The 21,818-nt window shown below is 48.0% G+C and carries 20 protein-coding genes and 1 other annotated feature; of the genes, 2 read left to right on the top strand and 18 right to left on the bottom strand.

Translation table 11 applies throughout. The features are described 5' to 3' along the window. Positions 1 to 330: 330 nt before the first annotated feature. A complete protein-coding gene (locus G3352_RS27455) occupies positions 331 to 633 on the top strand; it encodes a hypothetical protein (RefSeq protein ID WP_053781298.1) in 303 nt (100 codons plus the stop codon). Between the two features lie 623 nt (positions 634 to 1,256). Here G3352_RS27455 and G3352_RS27450 read toward each other — a convergent pair. The 3 genes from G3352_RS27450 to G3352_RS27440 all read right to left on the bottom strand — a co-directional run bounded on the left by G3352_RS27450 (position 1,257) and on the right by G3352_RS27440 (position 5,427). Beyond that, complete coding sequence (locus G3352_RS27450) at positions 1,257 to 4,118, bottom strand: ComEC/Rec2 family competence protein (protein WP_163761279.1); 2,862 nt, start codon at positions 4,116 to 4,118, stop codon at positions 1,257 to 1,259. Between the two features lie 104 nt (positions 4,119 to 4,222). Continuing rightward, positions 4,223 to 4,744 (bottom strand): deoxycytidylate deaminase, encoded by a 522-nt coding sequence (locus G3352_RS27445; protein ID WP_163761278.1) that lies wholly within the window; start codon positions 4,742 to 4,744, stop codon positions 4,223 to 4,225. Between the two features lie 95 nt (positions 4,745 to 4,839). Beyond that, the gene (locus G3352_RS27440) at positions 4,840 to 5,427 is read right to left on the bottom strand and encodes a ComEA family DNA-binding protein (protein WP_240343248.1); all 588 of its coding nucleotides are present in this window, start codon (positions 5,425 to 5,427) and stop codon (positions 4,840 to 4,842) included. Between the two features lie 186 nt (positions 5,428 to 5,613). On the opposite strand from G3352_RS27440, the gene comER reads away from it, so the two are divergent. Further along, positions 5,614 to 6,459: a late competence protein ComER gene (comER, locus tag G3352_RS27435; RefSeq protein ID WP_163761277.1), complete on the top strand. Its 846-nt coding sequence runs from the start codon at positions 5,614 to 5,616 to the stop codon at positions 6,457 to 6,459. On the opposite strand, the gene leuS is transcribed toward comER, so the two are convergent. The 15 genes from leuS to spoVAE all read right to left on the bottom strand — a co-directional run bounded on the left by leuS (position 6,440) and on the right by spoVAE (position 21,817). Then, positions 6,440 to 8,884 (bottom strand): leucine--tRNA ligase, encoded by a 2,445-nt coding sequence (gene leuS, locus G3352_RS27430; protein WP_163761276.1) that lies wholly within the window; start codon positions 8,882 to 8,884, stop codon positions 6,440 to 6,442. The genes comER and leuS overlap by 20 nt on opposite strands. A gap of 71 nt (positions 8,885 to 8,955) precedes the next feature. Beyond that, positions 8,956 to 9,222, bottom strand: a binding site (T-box leader). A gap of 98 nt (positions 9,223 to 9,320) precedes the next feature. Then, a complete protein-coding gene (locus G3352_RS27425) occupies positions 9,321 to 10,277 on the bottom strand; it encodes an aminoglycoside phosphotransferase family protein (RefSeq protein WP_163761275.1) in 957 nt (318 codons plus the stop codon). 176 nt (positions 10,278 to 10,453) lie between these two features. Further along, positions 10,454 to 11,224, bottom strand: a complete 771-nt coding sequence (locus tag G3352_RS27420) for a class I SAM-dependent DNA methyltransferase (RefSeq protein ID WP_090998008.1) — start codon at positions 11,222 to 11,224, stop codon at positions 10,454 to 10,456. 139 nt (positions 11,225 to 11,363) lie between these two features. Further along, positions 11,364 to 12,269, bottom strand: a complete 906-nt coding sequence (locus G3352_RS27415) for a CvfB family protein (RefSeq protein ID WP_163761274.1) — start codon at positions 12,267 to 12,269, stop codon at positions 11,364 to 11,366. Then, the gene (rsfS, locus tag G3352_RS27410; protein WP_072734522.1) at positions 12,266 to 12,613 is read right to left on the bottom strand and encodes a ribosome silencing factor; all 348 of its coding nucleotides are present in this window, start codon (positions 12,611 to 12,613) and stop codon (positions 12,266 to 12,268) included. The genes G3352_RS27415 and rsfS overlap by 4 nt, the downstream gene beginning before the upstream one ends. A gap of 22 nt (positions 12,614 to 12,635) precedes the next feature. Beyond that, the gene (gene yqeK, locus G3352_RS27405; protein WP_163761273.1) at positions 12,636 to 13,202 is read right to left on the bottom strand and encodes a bis(5'-nucleosyl)-tetraphosphatase (symmetrical) YqeK; all 567 of its coding nucleotides are present in this window, start codon (positions 13,200 to 13,202) and stop codon (positions 12,636 to 12,638) included. Next, entirely contained in the window at positions 13,186 to 13,776 is a 591-nt protein-coding gene (locus G3352_RS27400; protein WP_063567270.1) for a nicotinate-nucleotide adenylyltransferase, read from the bottom strand. The genes yqeK and G3352_RS27400 overlap by 17 nt, the downstream gene beginning before the upstream one ends. A gap of 15 nt (positions 13,777 to 13,791) precedes the next feature. After that, positions 13,792 to 14,085, bottom strand: a complete 294-nt coding sequence (gene yhbY / locus G3352_RS27395; RefSeq protein ID WP_063567269.1) for a ribosome assembly RNA-binding protein YhbY — start codon at positions 14,083 to 14,085, stop codon at positions 13,792 to 13,794. A gap of 91 nt (positions 14,086 to 14,176) precedes the next feature. After that, complete coding sequence (gene aroE, locus G3352_RS27390) at positions 14,177 to 15,040, bottom strand: shikimate dehydrogenase (protein WP_163761272.1); 864 nt, start codon at positions 15,038 to 15,040, stop codon at positions 14,177 to 14,179. Positions 15,041 to 15,081: 41 nt separating this feature from the next. Then, entirely contained in the window at positions 15,082 to 16,209 is a 1,128-nt protein-coding gene (yqeH, locus tag G3352_RS27385) for a ribosome biogenesis GTPase YqeH (RefSeq protein WP_024628522.1), read from the bottom strand. Beyond that, positions 16,206 to 16,733, bottom strand: coding sequence for a YqeG family HAD IIIA-type phosphatase (locus G3352_RS27380; RefSeq protein WP_076288052.1), 528 nt, complete (start codon positions 16,731 to 16,733; stop codon positions 16,206 to 16,208). The genes yqeH and G3352_RS27380 overlap by 4 nt, the downstream gene beginning before the upstream one ends. 109 nt (positions 16,734 to 16,842) lie before the next feature. Beyond that, entirely contained in the window at positions 16,843 to 19,056 is a 2,214-nt protein-coding gene (locus G3352_RS27375; protein WP_163761271.1) for a DUF4129 domain-containing transglutaminase family protein, read from the bottom strand. Then, on the bottom strand, positions 19,053 to 20,228 hold the full coding sequence (locus G3352_RS27370) for a DUF58 domain-containing protein (protein ID WP_240343256.1): 1,176 nt from the start codon (positions 20,226 to 20,228) through the stop codon (positions 19,053 to 19,055). The genes G3352_RS27375 and G3352_RS27370 overlap by 4 nt, the downstream gene beginning before the upstream one ends. 75 nt (positions 20,229 to 20,303) lie before the next feature. Then, a complete protein-coding gene (locus G3352_RS27365; protein ID WP_053781313.1) occupies positions 20,304 to 21,260 on the bottom strand; it encodes an AAA family ATPase in 957 nt (318 codons plus the stop codon). Positions 21,261 to 21,466: 206 nt separating this feature from the next. Next, entirely contained in the window at positions 21,467 to 21,817 is a 351-nt protein-coding gene (gene spoVAE / locus G3352_RS27360; protein WP_163761269.1) for a stage V sporulation protein AE, read from the bottom strand. Position 21,818 lies beyond the last annotated feature (1 nt).

The following is a 21,818-nucleotide window of genomic DNA, read 5'->3' as shown; positions in this document are numbered from 1 at the left end:
CTTCCACTAAACGCGGTCTGTCTCCCCTGGGGTACGTGGATAGACGTTTTTCTTATATTGCCATAACAAAATAACGGCTTATGTATTCGGGCCGCTGAAATCTTCTCTTAGAATAACAGAAATTGCATAATGAGTCATCAAGCCAGCTCAAAAGTCATTCCAGTACTTACACGACTCAATTTAATGACAATGGCATACATTATAGCTAACCACACTTATAGCATTGAAAATAAAAAAATTCCAATTTCGTACAAATTTAAGCTCATTTTAATGTAATTTTCATGAAAACAGTGTATTGTAAATTTACATTCATAACACGAGGTGATGAGCATGCCAGCTCTTGCAAAAATTCAAGCGTTAAAAGAACAAATGCCCAAAGAATATCAAAGCATATCCCATTTTGTGGAACATGCGTTGCAATCTATTGATACCCTGGTTGAGGAACATCGGAAATACACCGCTGCACAGGCATTATACGGCGATAAAATCGTCGGATCGGAAGAACGCTTGTACAGAGAAACCGTGCTTGATGTCAGAGCACAACTCTTGCTTACGCTTGAGAAAACCGTAGAAGATCTGTTGCACAAAGGCGACAAACATTGGAGTAAACACTTCAAAGATGGCGTTGAATAATTCATTGTTATAAGTCATTCCAAAATTAGCCCGCTTTCCGGCATTCTCCCCGAGGAGTATACCGGAAAGCGGGCTTTTGGTTTCATTCTACGAGCAAATGAAGTGCTTCATACAGAAAATTAATAAATGACAATTAGTTGTGGACTGGGAATGTGTAGATGTTATCTTTATAGAGCGAGCATCAATGAACACAGAAGTATTACACATCTTACACGAAATTTTACATTAGTTTCACATAAAATGCATAATTAATCCCATTTTATAACTTATAATAGAAAATATAGGTACGTAGAGGAGATAAATCAGACAACTAACGGAAAATCGGGACACTATTTTTATAGTAATTCAAGCCGCACAAACAAGAAATAGAATCCACAACGGTGCAACAAAATTTATAAACGGATATGAGGCGGATTTATGAATTTGAAAATCTTCTTAAAATACTTCCTAGGATTTTTTCTACTCTGTAGTCTATCATTTATTCTATTCAATATGATAATACGCCATAAAAATTGGGATGAAATCGATCACACGCTTAACTTATTCAGTGCGACTATAATTAGCTTAATAGTCGGTATTTCAAAAAAAGAGAGTAATCCATTTTAGTCAAGTCCCACAAAAATTCATGAATCATCCATCGTCAACTTGTAGCGCACATCAATCTTCCCATCTTTGATCTTCATCTGAATCTCCCCCATTTGATCAGTACGATAGATATCTGTACCCGAATCAACAAGACGTTCAAGCACACCAGGATTGGGATGTCCATATGTATTGTTGGCCCCAGCAGATATCACGGATGCGGATGCATTCCAGTACTGTAACCAAGCTTCGGTTGACGATGTTTTACTACCGTGGTGTGCAACTTTTAATACATCTATGGTAACAGGAACCTCATGTTTCTCCCCCGAGTGACGTGTGAACATCTCCTGAACAGTACCATCTACTAATGTAGCATCTGCATCGTACTGTCCAAACGAGGCTGCAAGCGATCCATCCTGAATCATAAAGAGCAGATCCTGCTCGGCTGCAGCATCCATGTCTCCCGTGAACAATAAGGAGGCGCCTGCCATTTCCAGCATAAAGACAACCGAATCATGATTCTGATGTTCTGAGACGGGCAATCTTTCTCCTGTATCCATCGCTTTCTCCAGATCCGGATATATAAAATGTAGTCTGGTCTCCCCATCAGGAGCGTAGGACATCCCTTGGCGAATGGCATATAACGGGATCTGCTTGTCTATAACGGTGTCCAGTAATTTCTCAAAATTTGCTGTACCACTGGTTGTCCCATTGAACATGAATCGTTCCACCGGAATCTGTTCGAGCACGGCCTGTAATCCCCCAGCATGATCCTGATCAGCATGGGTTACGATTACGGCGTCCAGCCGATGAATGCCCCGCTTTTTCAATAAAGGAACTACCACCTTAGCCCCTACTTCGTATGGATCACGTCGTGTCTTCCAGGATTGTTCAGACTTCCCGAATTGAACTGTACCTCCACCATCGACCAATATATGTTTACCTTCAGGTGTTGTAATAAGTGTACTGTCCCCTTGTCCGATATCCAAAAACTGCACCACTCCGGTCCCCGCAGGCTGCGGTGTCTGGTACGCCCACCATAATCCCACCACAAAGCTGAGAGCTAGCAGCGCACACATCCATTTGTGGAAGACGTTCATCCGTTCACCAGAATAAAAACCCGCCCCTCGCGCAGCAAATGCACTTGTATACTCCGGCCAGGCAATACTTGCACTTAATGTTGTCATCGAACCAGGACTAGCCTCGCGTCCACCTTTGTTTAATCCTTGTGATGATACATTAGACAATCCAGACAACCCCAGAGCCGCATTAGGCGTTCCCCCAACATATCGGTGATTCAGCGGAGCCGTATCCTCTTCTGTGCTCTGAACAACAGACTGGTCACCTTGACCGCGATGAAGGACTCGCAAAAGTGCATAGAGAACGACATAATATGCTGCAATCCACAGTAGCGAAGGGGTAGCCCAGATCAGCACAAAACCAGGCAAACTATTCATCCACTCGACACTTACAAAGGTCAATTTGTTCAGCATAATAGCAATCCACGCCAATGGTTTAGCCAGAGGTATCCAAATAAACGATAAAATCAGAGCGACCGTTCCAAGAGGAAGTACAATGGCACTGATCAAAGATACAAGCAGGAAGTTTGCGACAAATGAAAGCAGTGAAAACTGGTTGAAATACAGAATCGTGACCGGAAAAGAAATGAGCTGTGCGGTTACCGTCACCGAAGCTGTTGCTGCAAGACCCTTGGGCCAACTGCTAAATATCCGATTAATCAATGGCATGTAAATCATCAGCCCAGCTGTTACAAGAAAAGATAGCTGAAAGCTCACGCTTAGTAAAAAATACGGGTTCCACCACATCATCAACAACGCTGCTGCACTGATCATCTGCAATCCATCCCTCGCAAGCCCGCGCCGGGCCATATACAAACCAATCATGGACATGATACCCGCACGAATGACCGATGGCGAACCGCCAGACAACAGTACATATGCAGGTATTAGCAGCAACACAATGGTGAGCGAGGTTTCTCGGGTTAACCTAAGCCAGGATAAAAGGAGCAGCAGCGATGCCACATACACCGCGACATGTGTTCCGGAGATCGCCAATATATGAGTTAAACCAAGCTGTGAAAATTGTCCATATGTATCCGGATCGATATCATTAGCCATCCCGATAATCAGACCTTTCATATAGCCCGCATGAGGTTCGGGAAAAATCCGTTCTACCGCTGCCCCAAGCTTATACCTGACGATGTCATTCCACCGAAGGATGTTGAGTTTCCCCAGCCCTTCAGGCGGAACGGTGGTTACTGAACTGGCCCCCTTCACTTTAAACAACCAATGGATATGACGAGTCTTTAAGTAATTTCGATAGTCAAACCCACCAAAATTTCTGGCTTCGCCGGGAAGCGCAAGCGCACCCGTTAACGTGATCGAATCTCCTCGCTTCCAACCTGCTGCTACTTGCTGTTCTTCTTCCTCAGCCAGGCGAACTTGTACCATTAGACGTTCTCTCACGTTAGGCGCAGTTCGCGCTTTCGACACTGGTGCCGAGGATACATCTGATAGTGGAAGCATTGACGTGACCTGCAATTCAAAATCGGCCCTATCCCCATCTATGCGTACATCCGACATAAGGTTTCCTTCGAATGTAGCTGCATAACCATCCAAATCCTCCGCAGCCGTATGTGTGATATCGGGCAGACTGCTCCGATTCCGCGCATCATTCCATTCCCAGTGCACAGCACCGCCAACGAGTGCTCCGATCAGTAACAAGATGGACCAACCTCGTATATCAATCCATCGTAGTAAAAGAGGCAGACAAACGAATGCCCCGATCATTCCCACGATCAAGGACCAACCCGATAATGCACATGCCATCCCGCTACCGCATAACCAGCAGACGGTAAATACCAGTAAAGGTCTGCCTTTCATTTTCTCCCCCTCCTTTGTGTCACCCGTATGAACGCAGAAAAACCCCCGGCAGCTGATACAGCAACCGGAGGTTCTTCCCCGCAAATTTGAATATTATATTGGTTCTAATTACTTACCGTCATCATCGTCTCACGTGGAGGCTGGTAATTTTCCAGCTTACGAAACGTAATGCCTTTTTGCTTCATCATATTTGTCACCTTGCCTGTGTCCTTGGGATACGGGCGATGAAACACGATTTCTGTAATACCGCTATTCGCGAGCATATTGGAGCAAGTCCAGCAAGGTTCATCCGTGACATATACAGAAGAGCCTTCGCGGTCAATCCGATCAGTGAACAAAAGCAAATTCTGCTCCGCATGAATGGTACGAATGCAGCGCTGCTTTTTAACCATTTCCTCCTGACCGTCGGTTACCACCAGCTCATATTCTTCCGAGATCATGCATCCTGCTTCAGAGCAGTCCGGAACCCCCATGGGCGCACCGTTATAGGCTGTTCCAAGCAGTTTCTTCCCCTGCACAAGTACGGCGCCAACATGACGGCGTGAACAGCGGGAACGGGTAGAGACCATATATGCAATGTCCATGAAATACGTATCCCAGTCTTTGCGTACGTCTGCTGTACTCATAACCGTTTCCCTCCCATCTGATACAAGTTGAACCCATACATCGTTCTTATGTCATTTCCAATTCAACTTATATCCTAATATTTAATATTGCGTGATTACCTGATCTGCACATAAGGAGCCATTTTCTCCAGCATCTTCATTCCGATTCCTTTCACCTTGGTCAGATCACTGACTTTGGTAAAAGGACCATGGGAATTACGATAATCAATAATGGCTTGCGCCTTTTTCTCCCCAATTCCAGGAAGGTCCATAAGCTTCGCTGCCGGAGCTGTATTGACATCAATTTTGCCATTGTCGACAGCTTCATTGCTCACCAAAGCTTGGTTATTGTCTGGTAAAACAACCGCTGCCTCGGATTTCGTTTGTGTCCCATCCGTAGGAGTATCCGTTTGCTTAACTTCAACTGTCTTATCAGCCACTTTCCCTACTGTGGCATCAACCAGATTAGTCTCTACTGGGGCCTCTGTTGTTGACGATCTCTGTTCTGCATCGGAAGGCTTCGTTTGTTCCTGAACCAAAGTAGCCGACTGTACAGCAGGGGTTTCCTGCTCTATCGTCGGCTTCTCGGTGGCGAGCTGCATAGGTTCCCAGCCAGAAGGCGGCTGTTCACTTTTGCCCGACCATAATATTAGTATACATCCGACCACCGCCGCAGCAATGGTCATCCCCTTGTTCCATCTCATTTCTTCCACACCTCTCCCTGGATTCAAAATAAATCTATTCTGAACACGGGCGGTGCTTCCGAACCGTTGGACTTGCCTGGTAAACCAAGCTGTACTATTTTCATGTCATGTGAAGCAGGTCCTGACGCATACACTAGAGGGAAAGAACTGCGCCATTACCGTAAAGCATGAAAGGAGGCCTGAACAATGAAGGTTGGATTTATCGGAACCGGCAGCATGGGCAGCCTGCTGATCTATGCCTTGATTCAATCCGGTGCACTTGAGCCACGGCAGATCACCGCCAGCAATAGAACCCCTTCCAAAGTACGGCAGTTATCCCTCCGTTACCCCGGTCTGCATGAATCACAGAGCAACCGGGAAACCGTCATCCGCAGTAATATCATCTTTTTGTGCGTGAAGCCACTTGAATTCAAACATGTCATTGACGAGATCCTGCCTGTCGTGAATCCCAATCATATAATCGTCTCGATCACCAGTCCCGTGCAGCTGCGCCATCTGGAATCTTCACTTCCTTGCAAAGTCTCCAAAGTTATCCCCAGCGTTACGCACCAGGTCGGCAGCGGAGCGTCCCTGTGTATTCACGGTGAGCGAATGACTACCGAAGACCGCGCTGTGCTGGAAGGGCTGCTCAGTCATATCGGCAGACCCTATCAAGTGGATGAAGCTTGTACCCGGATCACATCCGACTTCTCCAGCTGCGGACCTGCATTCATATCGTTCTTTCTGGAGCAATGGATTGAGAGTGCCGTCAAGCTTACAGGCATCAAACGAGCCGACGCCTGCGCTCTTGCCGGCGAGATGCTCCTGGGAACAGGCAAGCTGCTCACCGAAGGAGGATACACCCCGCAAGAACTTCAGGCTCGCGTGGCTGTACCTGGCGGCATCACCGCACAGGCACTTGCCCTGCTAAAGGTCAGTCTGAATGGTGTTTTTGACAGCCTAATCCAGACGACTCATGACAAATATGATGAAGATTTGTTGAAGCTGGATGAACTATTCAAAGCCGGCGAGATTAACCGGCAACAATATTAACCAGTTTGCCTGGAACGGCAATGACCTTGCGAATGGTCTTGCCTTCCAGTGCCTGTTTCACAGGTGCCAGTTCCATTGTAAAGTCCTGCATGCCCTGTGCGTCCAGATCCTTCGCGATCGTAGCACGGGTTACAATTTTGCCATTCACTTGAACAACAATCTCCACTTCAGCATCTACCGTCATGGACTCATCATACTCAGGCCAAGCTACATAAGAGATTCCACCTTCATGACCGAGACGGCTCCACAGCTCCTCTGCCATATGCGGTGCCAGCGGTGACAACAACTGTACAAAGTTCTCCATGGCTTCACGCGGCAGCGTATCTGCTTTGTATGCATCGTTGATGAAGATCATCAACTGGCTGATCGCTGTGTTGAAACGCAAATGTTCCAGATCCTCTGTAACCTTTTTGATTGTCTTGTGTGCAGTCCGCTTGAACTCATCGGTTCCACCATCGGCTGTAATCTTGTCATGGATTGCACCTGTATCTTCATTGATGAACAGACGCCATACACGGGACAGGAAGCGGTGCATGCCCTCAACCCCGTTAGCGTTCCACGGTTTTGTCGCCTCCAGAGGCCCCATAAACATTTCATACAGACGCAATGTATCTGCACCGAATTCATTGACGATCTCATCCGGGTTAATAACATTACCACGGGATTTACTCATCTTCTCATTGTTGGTTCCCAGGATCATACCTTGGTTGACCAGTTTGTGGAACGGCTCTTTGGTATGCACCACACCCAGATCATACAGCACTTTATGCCAGAAACGAGCGTACAGCAAGTGAAGCACCGCGTGCTCTGCTCCCCCGATATACAGATCAACCGGCAGCCACTGCTGCTGTTTCTCTTGAGAGATCAGTTCCTTGTCATTGTGCGGATCGATAAAGCGCAGGTAATACCAGCAGCTACCGGCCCATTGTGGCATTGTGTTCGTCTCGCGACGTGCTTTCATTCCCGTTTCCGGATCTACGGTGTTAACCCATTCCGTAACATTCGCCAGCGGTGATTCGCCAGTGCCCGAAGGTTTGATCTGGTCAATATCCGGCAGCAGCAAAGGCAATTGATCTTCCGGCACCGTCTTCATCGTTCCGTCTTCCAGATGCAGAATCGGGATTGGTTCACCCCAGTAACGCTGACGGCTGAACAGCCAATCGCGCAGACGATAGGTTACCTTGCCTTGTCCCTTACCGTTCTCTTCCAACCAGGCGATCATTTTCGCAATCGCTTCTTCGTTGTTCAATCCGTTCAGGAAATCGGAGTTCACATGCGGTCCGTCTCCGGAATACGCTTCTTGTGTCACGTCGCCACCCTGTACAACCTCGATGATGTCCAGACCAAACTGTTTTGCAAACTCCCAGTCACGAGCGTCATGTCCCGGAACGGCCATGATCGCCCCTGTGCCGTATCCAGCCAGAACATAATCGGCAATCCAGATTGGCACCTTCGCTCCGTTTACCGGATTGATTGCATAAGTTCCTGTGAACACACCCGTTTTGTCTTTAGCCAAATCAGTACGTTCCAGATCACTCTTGCGAGCAGCCTGTTCCTGATATGCCTTGATTGCTTCACGCTGTTCAGCTGTTGTAATGACTTCAACCAGCTCATGCTCAGGTGCCAATACAGCATAACTTGCACCAAACAAAGTATCTGCACGTGTCGTAAACACTTTAATAACTTCTTCATAACCCTCAATGGCAAAAGTAACTTCTGCCCCGGTTGATTTGCCAATCCAGTTGCGCTGCATATCCTTGATACTTTCCGACCAGTCCAGCTCTTCCAGGTCTTCCAGCAAACGCTCTGCATATTCCGTAATTCTCAATACCCATTGGCGCATCGGTTTACGAACGACCGGATGTCCACCGCGCTCACTCTTACCGTCGATAACTTCTTCGTTCGCCAGTACCGTTCCCAAAGCTTCGCACCAGTTCACAGGCACTTCATCTACATAAGCCAGGCCTTTATTGTACAACTGGATGAAGATCCATTGCGTCCATTTGTAATAGTCAGGGTCTGTTGTGCTGATCTCCCGATCCCAGTCATATGAGAAACCCAGTGATTTGATCTGGCGACGGAAATTGTCAATATTGCGGAATGTAATATCCCGTGGATGCTCACCAGTATCCAATGCATGCTGCTCAGCAGGCAGGCCGAAAGCGTCCCAACCCATTGGATGCAATACATTGAAACCGCGCATACGTTTGAAACGGGATACGATATCCGTTGCCGTATATCCTTCAGGGTGACCTACGTGCAGGCCTGAGCCAGATGGATACGGAAACATATCCAGGGCATAAAACTTCGGTTTAGCCGGGTCTTCACCCGTTTTGAACGTTTTGTTATCATCCCAGTATTGCTGCCAACTTTTCTCCATGTCTTGTGGCTTATAGCCGTGTTTCGGCTGTTGATTCTCACTCATCTATTGTTCCTCCTCTGGTTATTCGCATTTATTGCAACAAAAAAACCTCAGCATCCCGTAGCGTTTGCAGCGCTAGGGACGAGAGGTTGAATTCCCGTGGTACCACCCTAGTTAGCGGACGATCGTGCTTCGTCATCCACTCCCTTTGGACCTGTAACGGCGGTTAACCGATGCGGATTTCCATTCCTGAACCTGAGTGTTAATCAGTCGGTTGCAAGATGGTGTAATCACCGCATTTCTCCAAGGCGAGTTCGTGAAATACTGTCAACCGACTTGCACCAACCGCCGGCTCTCTGTCATGTACAGGACTCACTACTGATCCTTATCATCGAAATATGTATACGATATGATCGGAAACATTATATAAAAAAGCAGCATTAAAGTCAATATTACACTGTCTGTTGAGTATAAGCAATGCTATGCATCAGTATACACATTAAGACGACTGGAATCGCTTGATTCCTTCTTCTAGGTTATCAATCGCCCACTGAATGTGTTCCTTGTTATCGTATTGACGATATGGACACTCGATTCTCAGCGCCAGATCAAAGTACAGATCATATAAACTTCTTCTTTTTCGTTCACTGTCTGTTGTAACTGTTCTACCATATCCTTTGAGGAATCCCGGTGTATTATTAAAATGACTGAAGTAATGCTCCATCAGAGGATCTGCCCAAAGGGAACGTTCAAAATCGATAATGGCCGTGATTTTCCCCGCCTCCACAAATACATTCCCATCCCACAAATCCCAATGTACAAGCACAGGCTCTTTGACATCATCCAGCACATCCGATTTTTCTTGAATCAAACGCTCCAGTTCCTCATAACGAATCGCAAAATCCACACCCGCTGCTTTGCTATCTGTAAGCATATCATCCATTAGGCACAGGAAAGCTTCTTTCCACGTCGTATAATGCGGTTTCTTTGAGGAAAAGTAACCAAACTTCTCTCCTTTAATTTCATTGATTCGACGATTGTAGGCACCCAGCTGCTGCTCTATGGATTCCTGCTCTTCTGCACTGTACTGATCTTTAACTTTGTTATACGGCGTTCCCGGCATGTACTCCATAATAAAATATTCTGCCGGAACCAGGGTAAGCGATGGATCATAGGCCAATACCCGTGGAACGGGTACATCCTGAAGTTCTGCCACAAGTCGTAGTGCCTCAACCTCAGCAACCATAACTTGCTGTTCACAGCGCATCAGCTTAACGCCATTAGAAGGAGCTATTTTGAGTACAACCTTCTGTCCGTCTTTCTTGGTGATAAAGTAAGCGTGGTTTGCCCACCCATCAATCATCTCTTTGTATTCTTGGATACCTGTGTTAAAGTGCTGCTGCACAATTCTGTCTAATTGTTCGGATGTCAGCCTTGTTTTGTATGTACTTTCCATTCTGCACCCCACCCGGAATTTTAATTTTCAGGATTCTAACTAATTAGAAAACGTTTTCCATTCAACTATTATGGCTTCCTTTAACCCCACTGGCAATAACTTTTATTACATATAAAAAACATTCTTACACAAAGAACTGCCCTTATACATCATAAGGACAGTTCTATATCATACTCCTATTTCACGGCTACATAGAATAGACGCTGTGCGCCTTCTCCCGCCTCTTTCCACTCAAAATCAGCATATACACGTACATCTCTGAAGCCTGCCTTCGTGAGCTCAAGCTTCATCCAGTCCGGATCATACGCACGCTGAACATGAACCTCTTCAAACCGTTGGTACATATCCTTGCCGCTCTCAGCCACACGCGAAAAGATACTTAGATGATGCTCAATCTCACACCGATCATGATCCATATCACAGGTCCAAATATACGATACGGAGCGTTCGTCCAACACAAATGGTTGCTCCTCTTCGTATCGAATAAGGGTATTCGGATGATGTACATCGAACAGGAATGTGCCCTCCGGCTTTAGCATCTCGTAAGTACGCTGAAAGGTACGAACGACATCCTCTTTTTCAAGCAGATAATTCACGCAATCACAGAACGATATCACCGAGTCCACAGGCTCCGGAACTCTCCAGTCCCGCATATCCTGCTGCACCCAGCGGACACTGCCTTCCCGATATAAGCGGTGGCCTTGAGGTGTGGCCTCCATTTTACTGCGCGCAACAGACAACATGTCCGCCGACAGGTCAATACCTGTAACTTCAAAGCCGGAGTTCACCAGTGGGATCGTAATTGAGCCGGTTCCACAGCCCAGTTCAGCCACACTTTTCGGCATGCCATGCCGTTCCCAAGCCGTTCTCGCAAACCTTATCCAGTCCGGATAAGGCATATCCTCCATTAATTCATCGTACACATAGGCAAATTTCCGGTAAGACATGTCAGGCACCGCACTTTCAATTTCATTTTTGAATCTCTTTTGAACAAAAGAAAAAGCAGGGGCGTCCGGAGTTCACCCAGCCTTGCCCTGCCTTTACTTGTGGATTCAAGCGCATACTTGATCCATGATACCCGTTTGTCTACTTTTCCTCGTTCTGATCCTGAGGTACAGACTCTGTCAGATAGGTCCAGTTTTCCTTTTGAGTTACCAGACCGTCCTTCATCAGTTTGCCCAAGGCCCGCTTGAAAGCGGATTTACTGATACCAAAGCGCTGCTTGATGATGTCCGGCGGGGTTGCATCCGAATACGGCATGCCGCCCGTAGGGCGCTCTTTCATGAAAGCAAGCAGTTTGTCTGCATCTTCATTGCGACCAACCTCTTTGAGAGGAGACATCGCCAGATTGACACGTCCATCTTCACGTACCATGGTTACCCGGCATTTCACCTTTTCACCCAGACGCAGCATACGATTTCGTTCCGAGGAATGAATCATGCCAATAGCGCCAAAGCCCAGCACACCACCGTCAACAAGTACAAAAGTACCCATCTGAAGTGGCTTGTACACCGTTGCTTCAACCCATTCGTTGACCCAGGAGGTTGGTGCATGGAAGGACAATGGTGCAAGCTCACGTTCCCCAGCCAATTTCGCCCGCAAACGTCCTTGCTTGTCATGCTCCATAAGGACAAAAACTTCATCGCCTACATGAGGACGTAATTCTTCCAACTCAGGCAATTCACGAATCGGGAGCAGCAATTGCCGCCCAAGCCCCATCTCGAGGAAACAGCCGAGGCGTGGGTGAATATCAGCCACAACCAGACGTGCCATTTCGCCAAGAGTGAGATATGGTTTTTTCATGGTTGCCGCCAGGCGATCTTCCGTATCAAAGAACAGAAAGACCTCCAGCGTTTCTCCAATTTTCACGTCCCGTGTGAGCTCCGTATAGTGAAGCAGTACATCTTCCGATCCTGTCGTCAAAAAGTAGCCAAACGGAGACACTTCACGTGAAACCGGCAAGTTGACGACTGTTCCTGCGATCAAACTCATACCGTTTCCACCACTTTGGCATCAGACCACAGTCGTTCAATGTTGTAATACTCACGCTCGTCGCGGTGGAAGATATGAACAACCACATCACCCATATCCATCAATACCCAACGTGCCGAATCCATACCTTCGATGCCTTTGATGTTCACGCCGGCAGCATGCGCCTGTTTACGAATCTCTGTTGCAATCGCCTGCACCTGAGTATCGGAATTCCCGTGACAGATAACAAAATAGTCCGCTACCAGCGAGATACCAATCAGATCCAGCGCTACAATATTGGATGCCTTTTTATCGTCAGCGGCCGCAACCGCCATATTCATAAGTTCTTTCGATGATACTGTCATGAACCAACCTCCATAATCTAATCTATAAATGTGCAATCAAGTCATTCCGCGACAACATGGTCAAAGGGTAAATGACACGGCGCTGCGAGATCAATAAGCTGATCGTCGAGTCAAAACCGGCAATTAAACCTTCTTCCAGACTGTGCTCAGCCTGTTCGCGAATATGATTTACTCCCGGGAAGTCTCTTCCCGGTTCAATATAATCCGCAAGACATACCACTTTATCCAGCAGGCTCATGCCTACTCGACCTGAGGTATGCCAGCGAATAGCATTAATAATTTCTTCATCATCAATGCCGTAGTCACGCTCGGCAACAAAGGCTCCCACTTCGGAATGCCAGAGCTGCTTGTCATGCTGCAAAAGTTCTTCGTTCAATCCATTGTCACGGATGACCGCTTCCATCTCGGATACGGGCCAATACTTGACCACATCATGCAGTATGGCTGCCAAATCCGCTTTTACAGGATCAGCACCATATTTTTCGGCCAATAACACTGCCGACTCCATGACACCCAGGGTGTGCTTCCAACGCTTCTCCGGCATTTGACCGGAAACTGCGCGGATCAGTTCGTCACGGCTTAGTCCCATATAAACCGCTCCTTACAATGTATTGGTGCACCTCATCAGGAATCATGAAACGTACCGAATGACCTTTGGCAAGACGTCTGCGTACGGCTGTGGATGATATATCCACTAGGGGCATCTCAGCCAACAATACCCGATCCTGCAACGCGTCCGGCAGGTCATCCAGATGTAACTGGAATCCCGGTCTTCCCACACCGATGAAGGTTAAACGTTCGGCGAGCTCTTCGATCTGTTCCCATTTGGGAAGATAGTTCACCATATCCGCTCCAACAATGAAGTAAAATTCATGCTGCGGATAGCGGCGCCAAAGCTCCTTCATGGTATCAATGGTATAGGACACACCGCCAAGTTCCATCTCGATACCCAGCACCTCATATTGCTGCACACCTTTCACAGCCGCTTCCGTCATTTCGAGACGTTGCTGTCCCGAAGCTCCGGCGCCGCGTTTGTGAGGTGGAACATGGGAAGGCATGAACCAGATCTCATCCAGTGCATGCGAATCCCTTGCCGCTTCAGCTGCCAGGAGGTGTCCCATGTGGATCGGATCAAACGTACCACCCATGATACCGATCTTCACCCGCGTCACACTCCCTTATCTAGGTAGTTCGATTTGTTTGTTATCGCGCGATTCTTTGTACAGGATGATTGTGTTACCGATGACTTGTACAAGCTCACTACCCGTTTCACGGGCAACTTCTTCGGCCATCTCTTTTCTGTCCTCGTCATTGTTGTTGAGCACTTGCACTTTCATCAATTCGCGCTTCTCAATTGCATCTTCGATGTGACGGAACAGGTGCTCATTCGTTCCCCCTTTGCCGATTTGAAATACAGGGGTCAGATGATGTGCCTGTGAACGCAAAAAGCGCTTTTGTTTACCGTTTAACATGAATACTCCATACTCCTTATGGTGAGCAAGCCTCAGCAACAGCACAATGACTGTCGGGGCCTGACCGTTCAATTATATTTTCACAACAATATTAAAAACTGTCTAACACAGCTCGCCGCATCATCTCCACGGGCGCCGGGATGCCGAGCCAGTGCTCGAAGGCTACCGCGCCCTGGTATATAAACATACCCAGGCCACCATGCACAGTACATCCATGCTCCCTTGACTCGCGAAGCAGGCGTGTTTCCAGCGGATTGTAGATCAGGTCGCTTACTGCTGCGCCTGCTCGAATGAGTGCAGGGTCGACAGGTACGTCATCTACATGCGGATGCATGCCTGCGGCCGTCGTGTTAATCACGATATCTGCCGAAGCCAGTACCGCAGCAGCCTCTTCCATTCCACTACCCGTGATGTCGCCCAGTCCATGAGCCCGCAGATCGGAAGCAAGGGCAACGGCTCTGTCGGCTGTACGGTTAAGAATACTAATCTGTTCAGGCTTTTCCAATGCAAGGGCGTATATCACACCTCTCGCTGCTCCGCCAGCCCCCAGTACAGCGATACGTTTGCCTGCGAGTTCAGGAACAGCTTCTTCCTTCAAGGAACGCACATAACCGATGCCATCCGTATTATACCCGGTCAGCTTGCCTTCTTCATTAACAATGGTGTTCACCGCGCCAATCAGGCGTGCACTTTCATCAATGACATCAAGATACTGCATGACCTGTTCTTTGTGCGGAATGGTTACATTCACACCACGATACCCCAGCGCCACAATGCCTCGAATGGCTGATTCCAGCTGCTCGGGACGAACATGCAGTGGCATATACATTCCGTTCACTCCCGCAGCCTGCAGAGCCGCATTATGCATGGCAGGCGATTTGGAATGTGCAATGGGATCACCCATGACGCCAAGCAGGACAGGGAGTGAAGGATTTGTTTTTTTCTGTTCCGACATACTTCCGCCTCCGATCTGATGAAAATGCTGCTGTGATTACATTAGATCAAGGATGGGCGGATCAGTACACGAATACCTTTTGGAGCATGAACAGCTACAAGGGCCCCATTCTCACCGTTAACCTTAATCCAGCCCAGTCCGGAGATGAATACATCCGACTGACTGCCACGTTTGATTCGGAATTCATGTCTGGTCCATTCAGGCATATCTGCTGCATCTTCACGCGTTGGTGGAGACAGCAACTCACCCAGATGGTCACGATACAAGTCGTCTGCACGTTCCAGCTTCGTCCGGTGAATATCAAGCGCAGTGCTGATAAAACAAGTGAAGGACTGACGATCCCCCTCCACAAAGTCAAAACGAGCCATGCCGCCAAAGAACAGCGTCTGACCAGAATTCAATTGATAAACGGCGGGTTTAAGCGGTTTTTCCGGCATAATGGCAGCCAGATCCTTACGGGATACAATCTCACTGAAACGCCAAGGGTATACAATTCCCGGTGTATCAATAATAGCTTTTCCATCGTCCAGTGGAATATTAACCATATCCAGCGTCGTCCCCGGATAACGGGATGTTGTGAGTTCCTGCTCGAGATCACTGTAGTCACGAATCAGACGGTTAATCAGTGTGGATTTGCCCACATTGGTACCACCAACCACGTATACGTCACGATCTCCGCGATACGTCCCAACAAGCTCAAGCAGTCGGTCGAAGCCCTGATTTTGCTTCGCACTGCACAGAACGACATCTACCGTACGCAAACCTTGTTCTTTGGCCTGTTTCTGCACCCAGTTGCGAACCTTGTTCCAGTTGGTTACTTTTGGAAGCAAGTCCGTTTTGTTCACGGCAAGCAATACCGGATTGTTGCCTACAAAACGCTGCAAACCAGAGATGATACTGCCATCAAAGTCAAACAGATCAACGATATGGATGACAAGTGCATCCTTATCCCCGATTTTGCTCAGCAGGGCCAGGAACTCGTCCTGATCCACTGTAACGGATGATGACTCATTGTAATTTTTGATACGGAAACAACGCTGGCAAATGACGGGTTCACGATCCAACGCTTTTTCGGGGATAAATCCTGGTAATTCCGGGTTTTCCGTTTGCAGATGCACTCCGCATCCGCTGCACCTTACGGCAATATTGCCGTTATGCGGTTCTGTCATTTCTTCTTTTCCTCCTCAAGCCATAAGCCTTTCTTGCGCAAACTCGTTAGAGCAATCCGTTCCACGCGCCGATTGAAGCGGGTCATGAAGCCTTCATCTCCGATGGAGATAGGCAACACCAGAACCGTATAAAGTCCCAGTCGATTACCTCCAAAGACATCTGTAAGCATCTGATCGCCTACGACAATCGTTTTTTCAGGAGTTAACTCCATCATCTTCATAGCTCTACGAAACGGAACATTCGATGGTTTGCGTGCACTATGCACAAACTGGATATCCAGTGGCGTCGCAAACAGGGATACACGATTCAAATTGTTATTGGACACAATCATGAGCTGGAAACCAGCCTCTTTGACACGTGCGAACCACTCGATCAGTTCGGGCGTGGCGTCAGGAGCTTTGGCCCCAACGAGTGTATTGTCCAGATCAGTTATAATTCCACGGTAGCCTTGAGCGTATAGCTCTTCCAGATTAATGTCAAAAACCGTGTCTACACGCAGCTTGGGCATTAACATTTCAAACAAAGAAGTCACCTCAGTTTCATACGACACACTATATCACAAATCCGTCTTTCCTGAAAATGCATACAGCGCCTGATGGCATAGGAAAAAAGGAAAAACGGGACGGGCGACATTACGCCCGTTCCGCTTTAAGTTCCTTACGCAGCTTCGAAGCAGTCTGATAGACGGCCTTCCAGTCGTCCGCGGTTACAGACGCTGGACTATAGCGAGTCTGTTCAAACTTCGCTAGAAGTTCATGCAATGTCGCTGCTGCAGCTGGTTTCGCCTGGCTCCAGCGGGTTACGGATTCACGAAGTGTCTCGTCCCCGCTCCGGGTCAAACCTTTGCGCTTCGCATAACGTATCCAGCGTTCGGTCTCTGCCACTACCTTTTGTTCAGGCGTTAGCGGTCCACCTGTCCGCAGACGAAGCACGAAGAATCGAAGCGAGAGGCGGTTTCGCCAGAACATATAAGCCACCCACAATACGATGATGGCTCCCGCAGCCCAGATTACAAAAGCCGGGATGCTGGATGAAGCCTGTTCAGGCGCAGGAGTCTGCTCTTCCTCTTTTACCGGTTCCTCTTCAGGTTGTTCTTCAGGCTCATCTACAGGCTGTACATCTGGTTGTTCCGTGAGCAGCGGCATGTCAAAGCCCGGCGTCGCTTCAACCGGAATCCAGCCATACTCGCCAAAATAAACTTCAGCCCAAGAATGCGCATCTGCATTCGTTACAGTGTACGTCGTCTCGATCTCAGCCCCAGGTTGGCGCGGAGCCTGCATGTCAGAATTCAGTGACAGTTGTCCAGGCGCGTACCCTTTCACCCAACGAGCGGGAATACCCTCGGAGCGTGCCATCATAACCAGCGCAGTCGAGAAGTAATCACAATACCCTTCACGAATGTCAAATAAAAATCCTTCCACAAAATCACTGCTTACTTTTCGGGATAAATCCGGATTGTTTGTGTAATCAAAATTTTGTTGTAAATAGTTTTGCAGTAATGCCACTTTTTCATACGGCGTATTTGCTGATGCTGTAATTTCAGCGGCCAGGTCCGTCACCCGATCAGGGAATCTGGATGGCAGCTGCAGGTACATATCATCTGCCGGGTCGCTCGTATACAGATCATCAAAAGATTTGGTACGAAGTTCATCTTCCACAATAACTGGCGCTTCGGATACAATCGTATACGTCTTCGGATATTGTGGTTGCTGACGGTCTGTTACGACATGAAGTTCTGCCTGCTCTGGATTCCATAACATCCGGTTCGAATTTGCTTCACCATTGACAGATGTCACTTCCGAGATGGAATAGGCTCCAAAGAGAATCGGATACACGTTGTCATTCAACATCGTCACTTTCTGAGTGACTTGCTTGGTGGTTACATTTCCAGATTCGTCATTCTCCAGAGCCTGTCCCGCCTCAACATCCTCTGTCGCACCTCGTCCGCGATCATCCCAGCCTGTTCCTGTATACTCTGCGCGCGTCTCACCACGCCAGTAACTGCGCTCATTGGTAGTGACGGACATGACAGGTGTATAGTCAAAGTTAAATCCTCCGCCAAGCTGGTTGTCTTCCCTGCTGTATCCTGACTCGGTAGCTGCCGGAATGTCCAGTGTTCCGTTACCTGTCTGACTCCCCGAACTTCCGGTGTAGTTACGCCACGCAGTATAAGGATCAGTAAGGGTAGGAGGAACTTCCGGCATATTCACACTGGCTACGATAATCAAAGAAAATATAATTGCAATGTTGGCCAGAATTTTATAGGGATATCGGATAATACGCTTCCACCCTTGTGGATATTGCAGTTGGAAATTACGGAAGTGCTGACATACCAGCCACCCCATTCCCGCAAACATAACCCAGGCGATTTCAATCCAGAGTGGAAACTGGGTAAAAGAGTCCAGAATTCCCATCGAGATAATGTTAATGCCCAGAAAAACGAGAATTCGGCGCGTTGTAGTCACCAGACGAAGGGCAGCTTCAAGCATTACCCATGCGCACAAGGCGAACCAGATGTAAGGTGTCAGGTGCAGCACAAATTGCTCTGTACGCTCCATTAACGTGCCGTAAGGAATATAAACCGTGTAGTCGATTAATGTCTTATGCAAAATATATACAAGGACAACCGCCTTGATTATGGTTCGAATCATGATTTTGAAAGGCAGTATCACTTCCAGAATGCTGACCGCTGCGAGCGTCCACAGCACCAATGAAGTGGTCTCGGTATACCAGGATTCCTGTGTAAATGATATCCACTGCATGCCAATCAGGAAAATCCAGAGCAACGAAGCCGCATGATACCAGGATCTTCTCCCCACTGTCAGCTCTTTGCCTTTAGTACTCATACACTACCTCCCCCCATAACCGTTGGAAGCTCCTGCAAATGGGAAACGGTAAAGGATCTTGTTCCTCTTCCACGCAGCATCGCATTCCACTCGGAACTCCGGCGGGAATCAGTGGGTTCAATCAGAATATGACAAGGAGTCATCCCCCGTGTGTCAGCCCATCGGAGCAGTTCGAGAACTTTTTCATCTTTCTGGGGAGAAATCACTACAAAATACGCGCCTTGAGGAAACTGACGTGACATCTTCTCGACACCTGGCAGCAGCCGATTCTCCTGGCCGTTATATTGGATATCTACCAGATGATGAATCATCTTCTGCCGTTCCATCGGACTTTCGCTGGGAGCAAAAAATGATGTCTTCTCCGACAGTGTCAGCAGCCCCATACCCATTCGTTCTCTTGTGCCATATTCCAGCAGGGAGGCAGCCGTGGACACAGCCAGTTCAAAGGCCTCACCATGTTCAAAGCTGCCTGACAGCGCATCCAGCACCAGAATCGTTTTCGGCACTGACTCATGTTCAAATTCCTTGGACTTCCACGTTCCCGTCTTAGCCGTTGCATTCCAGTGAATGCGGGAAAGGCGATCCCCATAAACGTAGTCACGCACGCCGTTAATCTGGGTCGTTTCCCTGCGCGAGCGAGTCAAGGCTGTCTGTGGACCAGATAACCGTGATTTGCGGTCATACAGCTGCCAGTACGGTATAAATACCGTGCGCGGCAGCACCCGGAATTCCCCTTTAGCTTTGAACGTTCCCCGATGCTCGATCAGACCAAAGATGTCCTCGCTGGCACATTCCGTTTCAGAAAAGACATACTTTCCTCGCTCCAGCGGTGGGGTCTGAAATGACAATTCACCATACCCTCGCATGCTTGGAATGAGGCTTTCTTTGAAAGACCAGGATTCTCCGTTATGCCGATGCAGCATTTCGCGTACAACCACATATGGAAGTGGTAAAAATCCCGGGATGTTCAGACTTAACTTTACCTGTACCTGATCACCCGCATGCAGCAGCTCTTCATGATCCTGACCAGAAGAGAGCTTGCGCACGCCATGAGTACGCCGTACACCGCTAAAACCAGAAATCGCAAGGTAAACACAAAGCAGAGTCACCATCGACAGCAACATCAGGGATGTCTTCCCGCCCTGAAACAAAACATAAGCCAAACAGCACATCCACACCGCCGCGATGCTCCATACGCGGGGGTGGCGTATTCCCCTTCTGACTGTACTCAAAAGCGGCTTCATCAATTATTGCCCCATGGAGACGGGCACTCGAACCTGCTGAAGTACGGAATTTAATACAGCTTCGGAGCTCATGCTGTCCAGTCTCGATTCGGGACGCAACACAATCCGATGGGAGATGACATAAGGTGCCATCGTTTTCACGTCATCCGGAAGCACGTAGTCACGTTCTTGCAAAAAGGCAAAAGCCTTCACGGCCATCATAAATGAAATGGCTGCCCGTGGGCTGGCGCCCAGCAATACGGATGGGTGGGAGCGAGTTTTGCGAACGACATCAAGCAGATAATCCATGACCGGATCACCGATGAATACTTCCTTGATTTCCTGTTGAATGGCTGATATCTGATCCATATGGGTTACGGATTCAAGCCGATCAACAGGCTGACCCGACTGATGCTGTTTCAGCAACGTTTTCTCGATATCCTTGTCGGGATAACCCAGACTTATTTTCAACATAAACCGGTCCAATTGCGCTTCCGGTAATGTGTATGTTCCTTCAAAATCGATTGGATTCTGGGTTGCACAGAGCATGAATGGATGAGGCAGATCATACGTATCACCATCTACTGTCACACTCCGCTCCTCCATGACTTCCAGCAAAGCGGACTGCGTTTTCGTTGTTGCCCGGTTAATCTCGTCTGCCAGCAAAATGTTGGTCATGACCGGACCTGGACGGAAGTAAAAACGCTCATCACGTGGATGGAACACGGATACCCCTGTGATGTCACTTGGCAAAATATCAGGATTACATTGAATGCGGCGGTATTCTCCGCGCATGGATTTCGATAACGCTTTAACCAACTGCGTCTTGCCTGTTCCTGGTACGTCTTCAATCAGAACGTGTCCGCCTGCAAGCAAAGCTGTGAGCAAAAGTTGAATTTCAAAGGATTTCCCCATTATGCATGATTCCAGATTAGAACGAACTGCTGATATGATTTGGATCGACTCTTTGCGCACAGGCATGTGGTCTAACCTCCTAAATAAGCATACAGATTTCCTTTTATTGTACATGATCCACGGGCGCGAGTACACTCGAAGGAACTCATAATTTGTTTCCAGCCGTCAGATTCACCGCAGTTATCGCATGATTACAACAAAAAGAGGCTCGGATAAAAGTTATCCGAAGCCTCCGTTGAATCCATATATATGACTTGCTCTACCATACGCTGTTACCCTTTGGGCCGAACTACTAATGCCGCGAGAAAAGAAAAGATAATCGCTGAGGAGATACCCGCCGCGGTCAAATCGAATATCCCCGTAATGACACCGATCCATCCATCTTTCTCCAGTTCCGTCAATGCCCCGTGCACGAGGGAGTTACCAAAACTGGTAATGGGGATGGAAGCGCCTGCCCCTGCAAATTTGACGAGTGGATCATACAGCCCAAACGCATCCGCAACCGCACCAGCCACAACAAGTGTACTCATCGTATGTGCAGGAGTCAGTTTGACACCATCCATCAGAAGTTGTCCCACGACACATATCAACCCGCCAACAATAAATGCCCATAAAAACTGCATC

Source organism: Paenibacillus sp. ALJ109b (assembly GCF_010747435.1).
Taxonomy (GTDB): domain Bacteria; phylum Bacillota; class Bacilli; order Paenibacillales; family Paenibacillaceae; genus Paenibacillus; species Paenibacillus taichungensis.
Note: the sequence above shows the minus strand (reverse complement) of the source record. Positions and strands in the feature narration are given on the sequence as shown.

What these genes read in the sequence shown, in the direction of transcription:
- G3352_RS27455 (WP_053781298.1), top strand. Translation starts at nt 331, where the DNA reads ATGCCAGCTCTTGCAAAAATTCAAGCGTTAAAAGAACAAATGCCCAAA.
- G3352_RS27450 (WP_163761279.1), bottom strand. Translation starts at nt 4,118, where the DNA reads ATGAAAGGCAGACCTTTACTGGTATTTACCGTCTGCTGGTTATGCGGT.
- G3352_RS27445 (WP_163761278.1), bottom strand. Translation starts at nt 4,744, where the DNA reads ATGAGTACAGCAGACGTACGCAAAGACTGGGATACGTATTTCATGGAC.
- G3352_RS27440 (WP_240343248.1), bottom strand. Translation starts at nt 5,427, where the DNA reads ATGAGATGGAACAAGGGGATGACCATTGCTGCGGCGGTGGTCGGATGT.
- comER (WP_163761277.1), top strand. Translation starts at nt 5,614, where the DNA reads ATGAAGGTTGGATTTATCGGAACCGGCAGCATGGGCAGCCTGCTGATC.
- leuS (WP_163761276.1), bottom strand. Translation starts at nt 8,884, where the DNA reads ATGAGTGAGAATCAACAGCCGAAACACGGCTATAAGCCACAAGACATG.
- G3352_RS27425 (WP_163761275.1), bottom strand. Translation starts at nt 10,277, where the DNA reads ATGGAAAGTACATACAAAACAAGGCTGACATCCGAACAATTAGACAGA.
- G3352_RS27420 (WP_090998008.1), bottom strand. Translation starts at nt 11,224, where the DNA reads ATGTCTTACCGGAAATTTGCCTATGTGTACGATGAATTAATGGAGGAT.
- G3352_RS27415 (WP_163761274.1), bottom strand. Translation starts at nt 12,269, where the DNA reads ATGAGTTTGATCGCAGGAACAGTCGTCAACTTGCCGGTTTCACGTGAA.
- rsfS (WP_072734522.1), bottom strand. Translation starts at nt 12,613, where the DNA reads ATGACAGTATCATCGAAAGAACTTATGAATATGGCGGTTGCGGCCGCT.
- yqeK (WP_163761273.1), bottom strand. Translation starts at nt 13,202, where the DNA reads ATGGGACTAAGCCGTGACGAACTGATCCGCGCAGTTTCCGGTCAAATG.
- yhbY (WP_063567269.1), bottom strand. Translation starts at nt 14,085, where the DNA reads ATGTTAAACGGTAAACAAAAGCGCTTTTTGCGTTCACAGGCACATCAT.
- aroE (WP_163761272.1), bottom strand. Translation starts at nt 15,040, where the DNA reads ATGTCGGAACAGAAAAAAACAAATCCTTCACTCCCTGTCCTGCTTGGC.
- yqeH (WP_024628522.1), bottom strand. Translation starts at nt 16,209, where the DNA reads ATGACAGAACCGCATAACGGCAATATTGCCGTAAGGTGCAGCGGATGC.
- G3352_RS27375 (WP_163761271.1), bottom strand. Translation starts at nt 19,056, where the DNA reads ATGAGTACTAAAGGCAAAGAGCTGACAGTGGGGAGAAGATCCTGGTAT.
- G3352_RS27370 (WP_240343256.1), bottom strand. Translation starts at nt 20,228, where the DNA reads ATGTGCTGTTTGGCTTATGTTTTGTTTCAGGGCGGGAAGACATCCCTG.
- G3352_RS27365 (WP_053781313.1), bottom strand. Translation starts at nt 21,260, where the DNA reads ATGCCTGTGCGCAAAGAGTCGATCCAAATCATATCAGCAGTTCGTTCT.
- spoVAE (WP_163761269.1), bottom strand. Translation starts at nt 21,817, where the DNA reads ATGCAGTTTTTATGGGCATTTATTGTTGGCGGGTTGATATGTGTCGTG.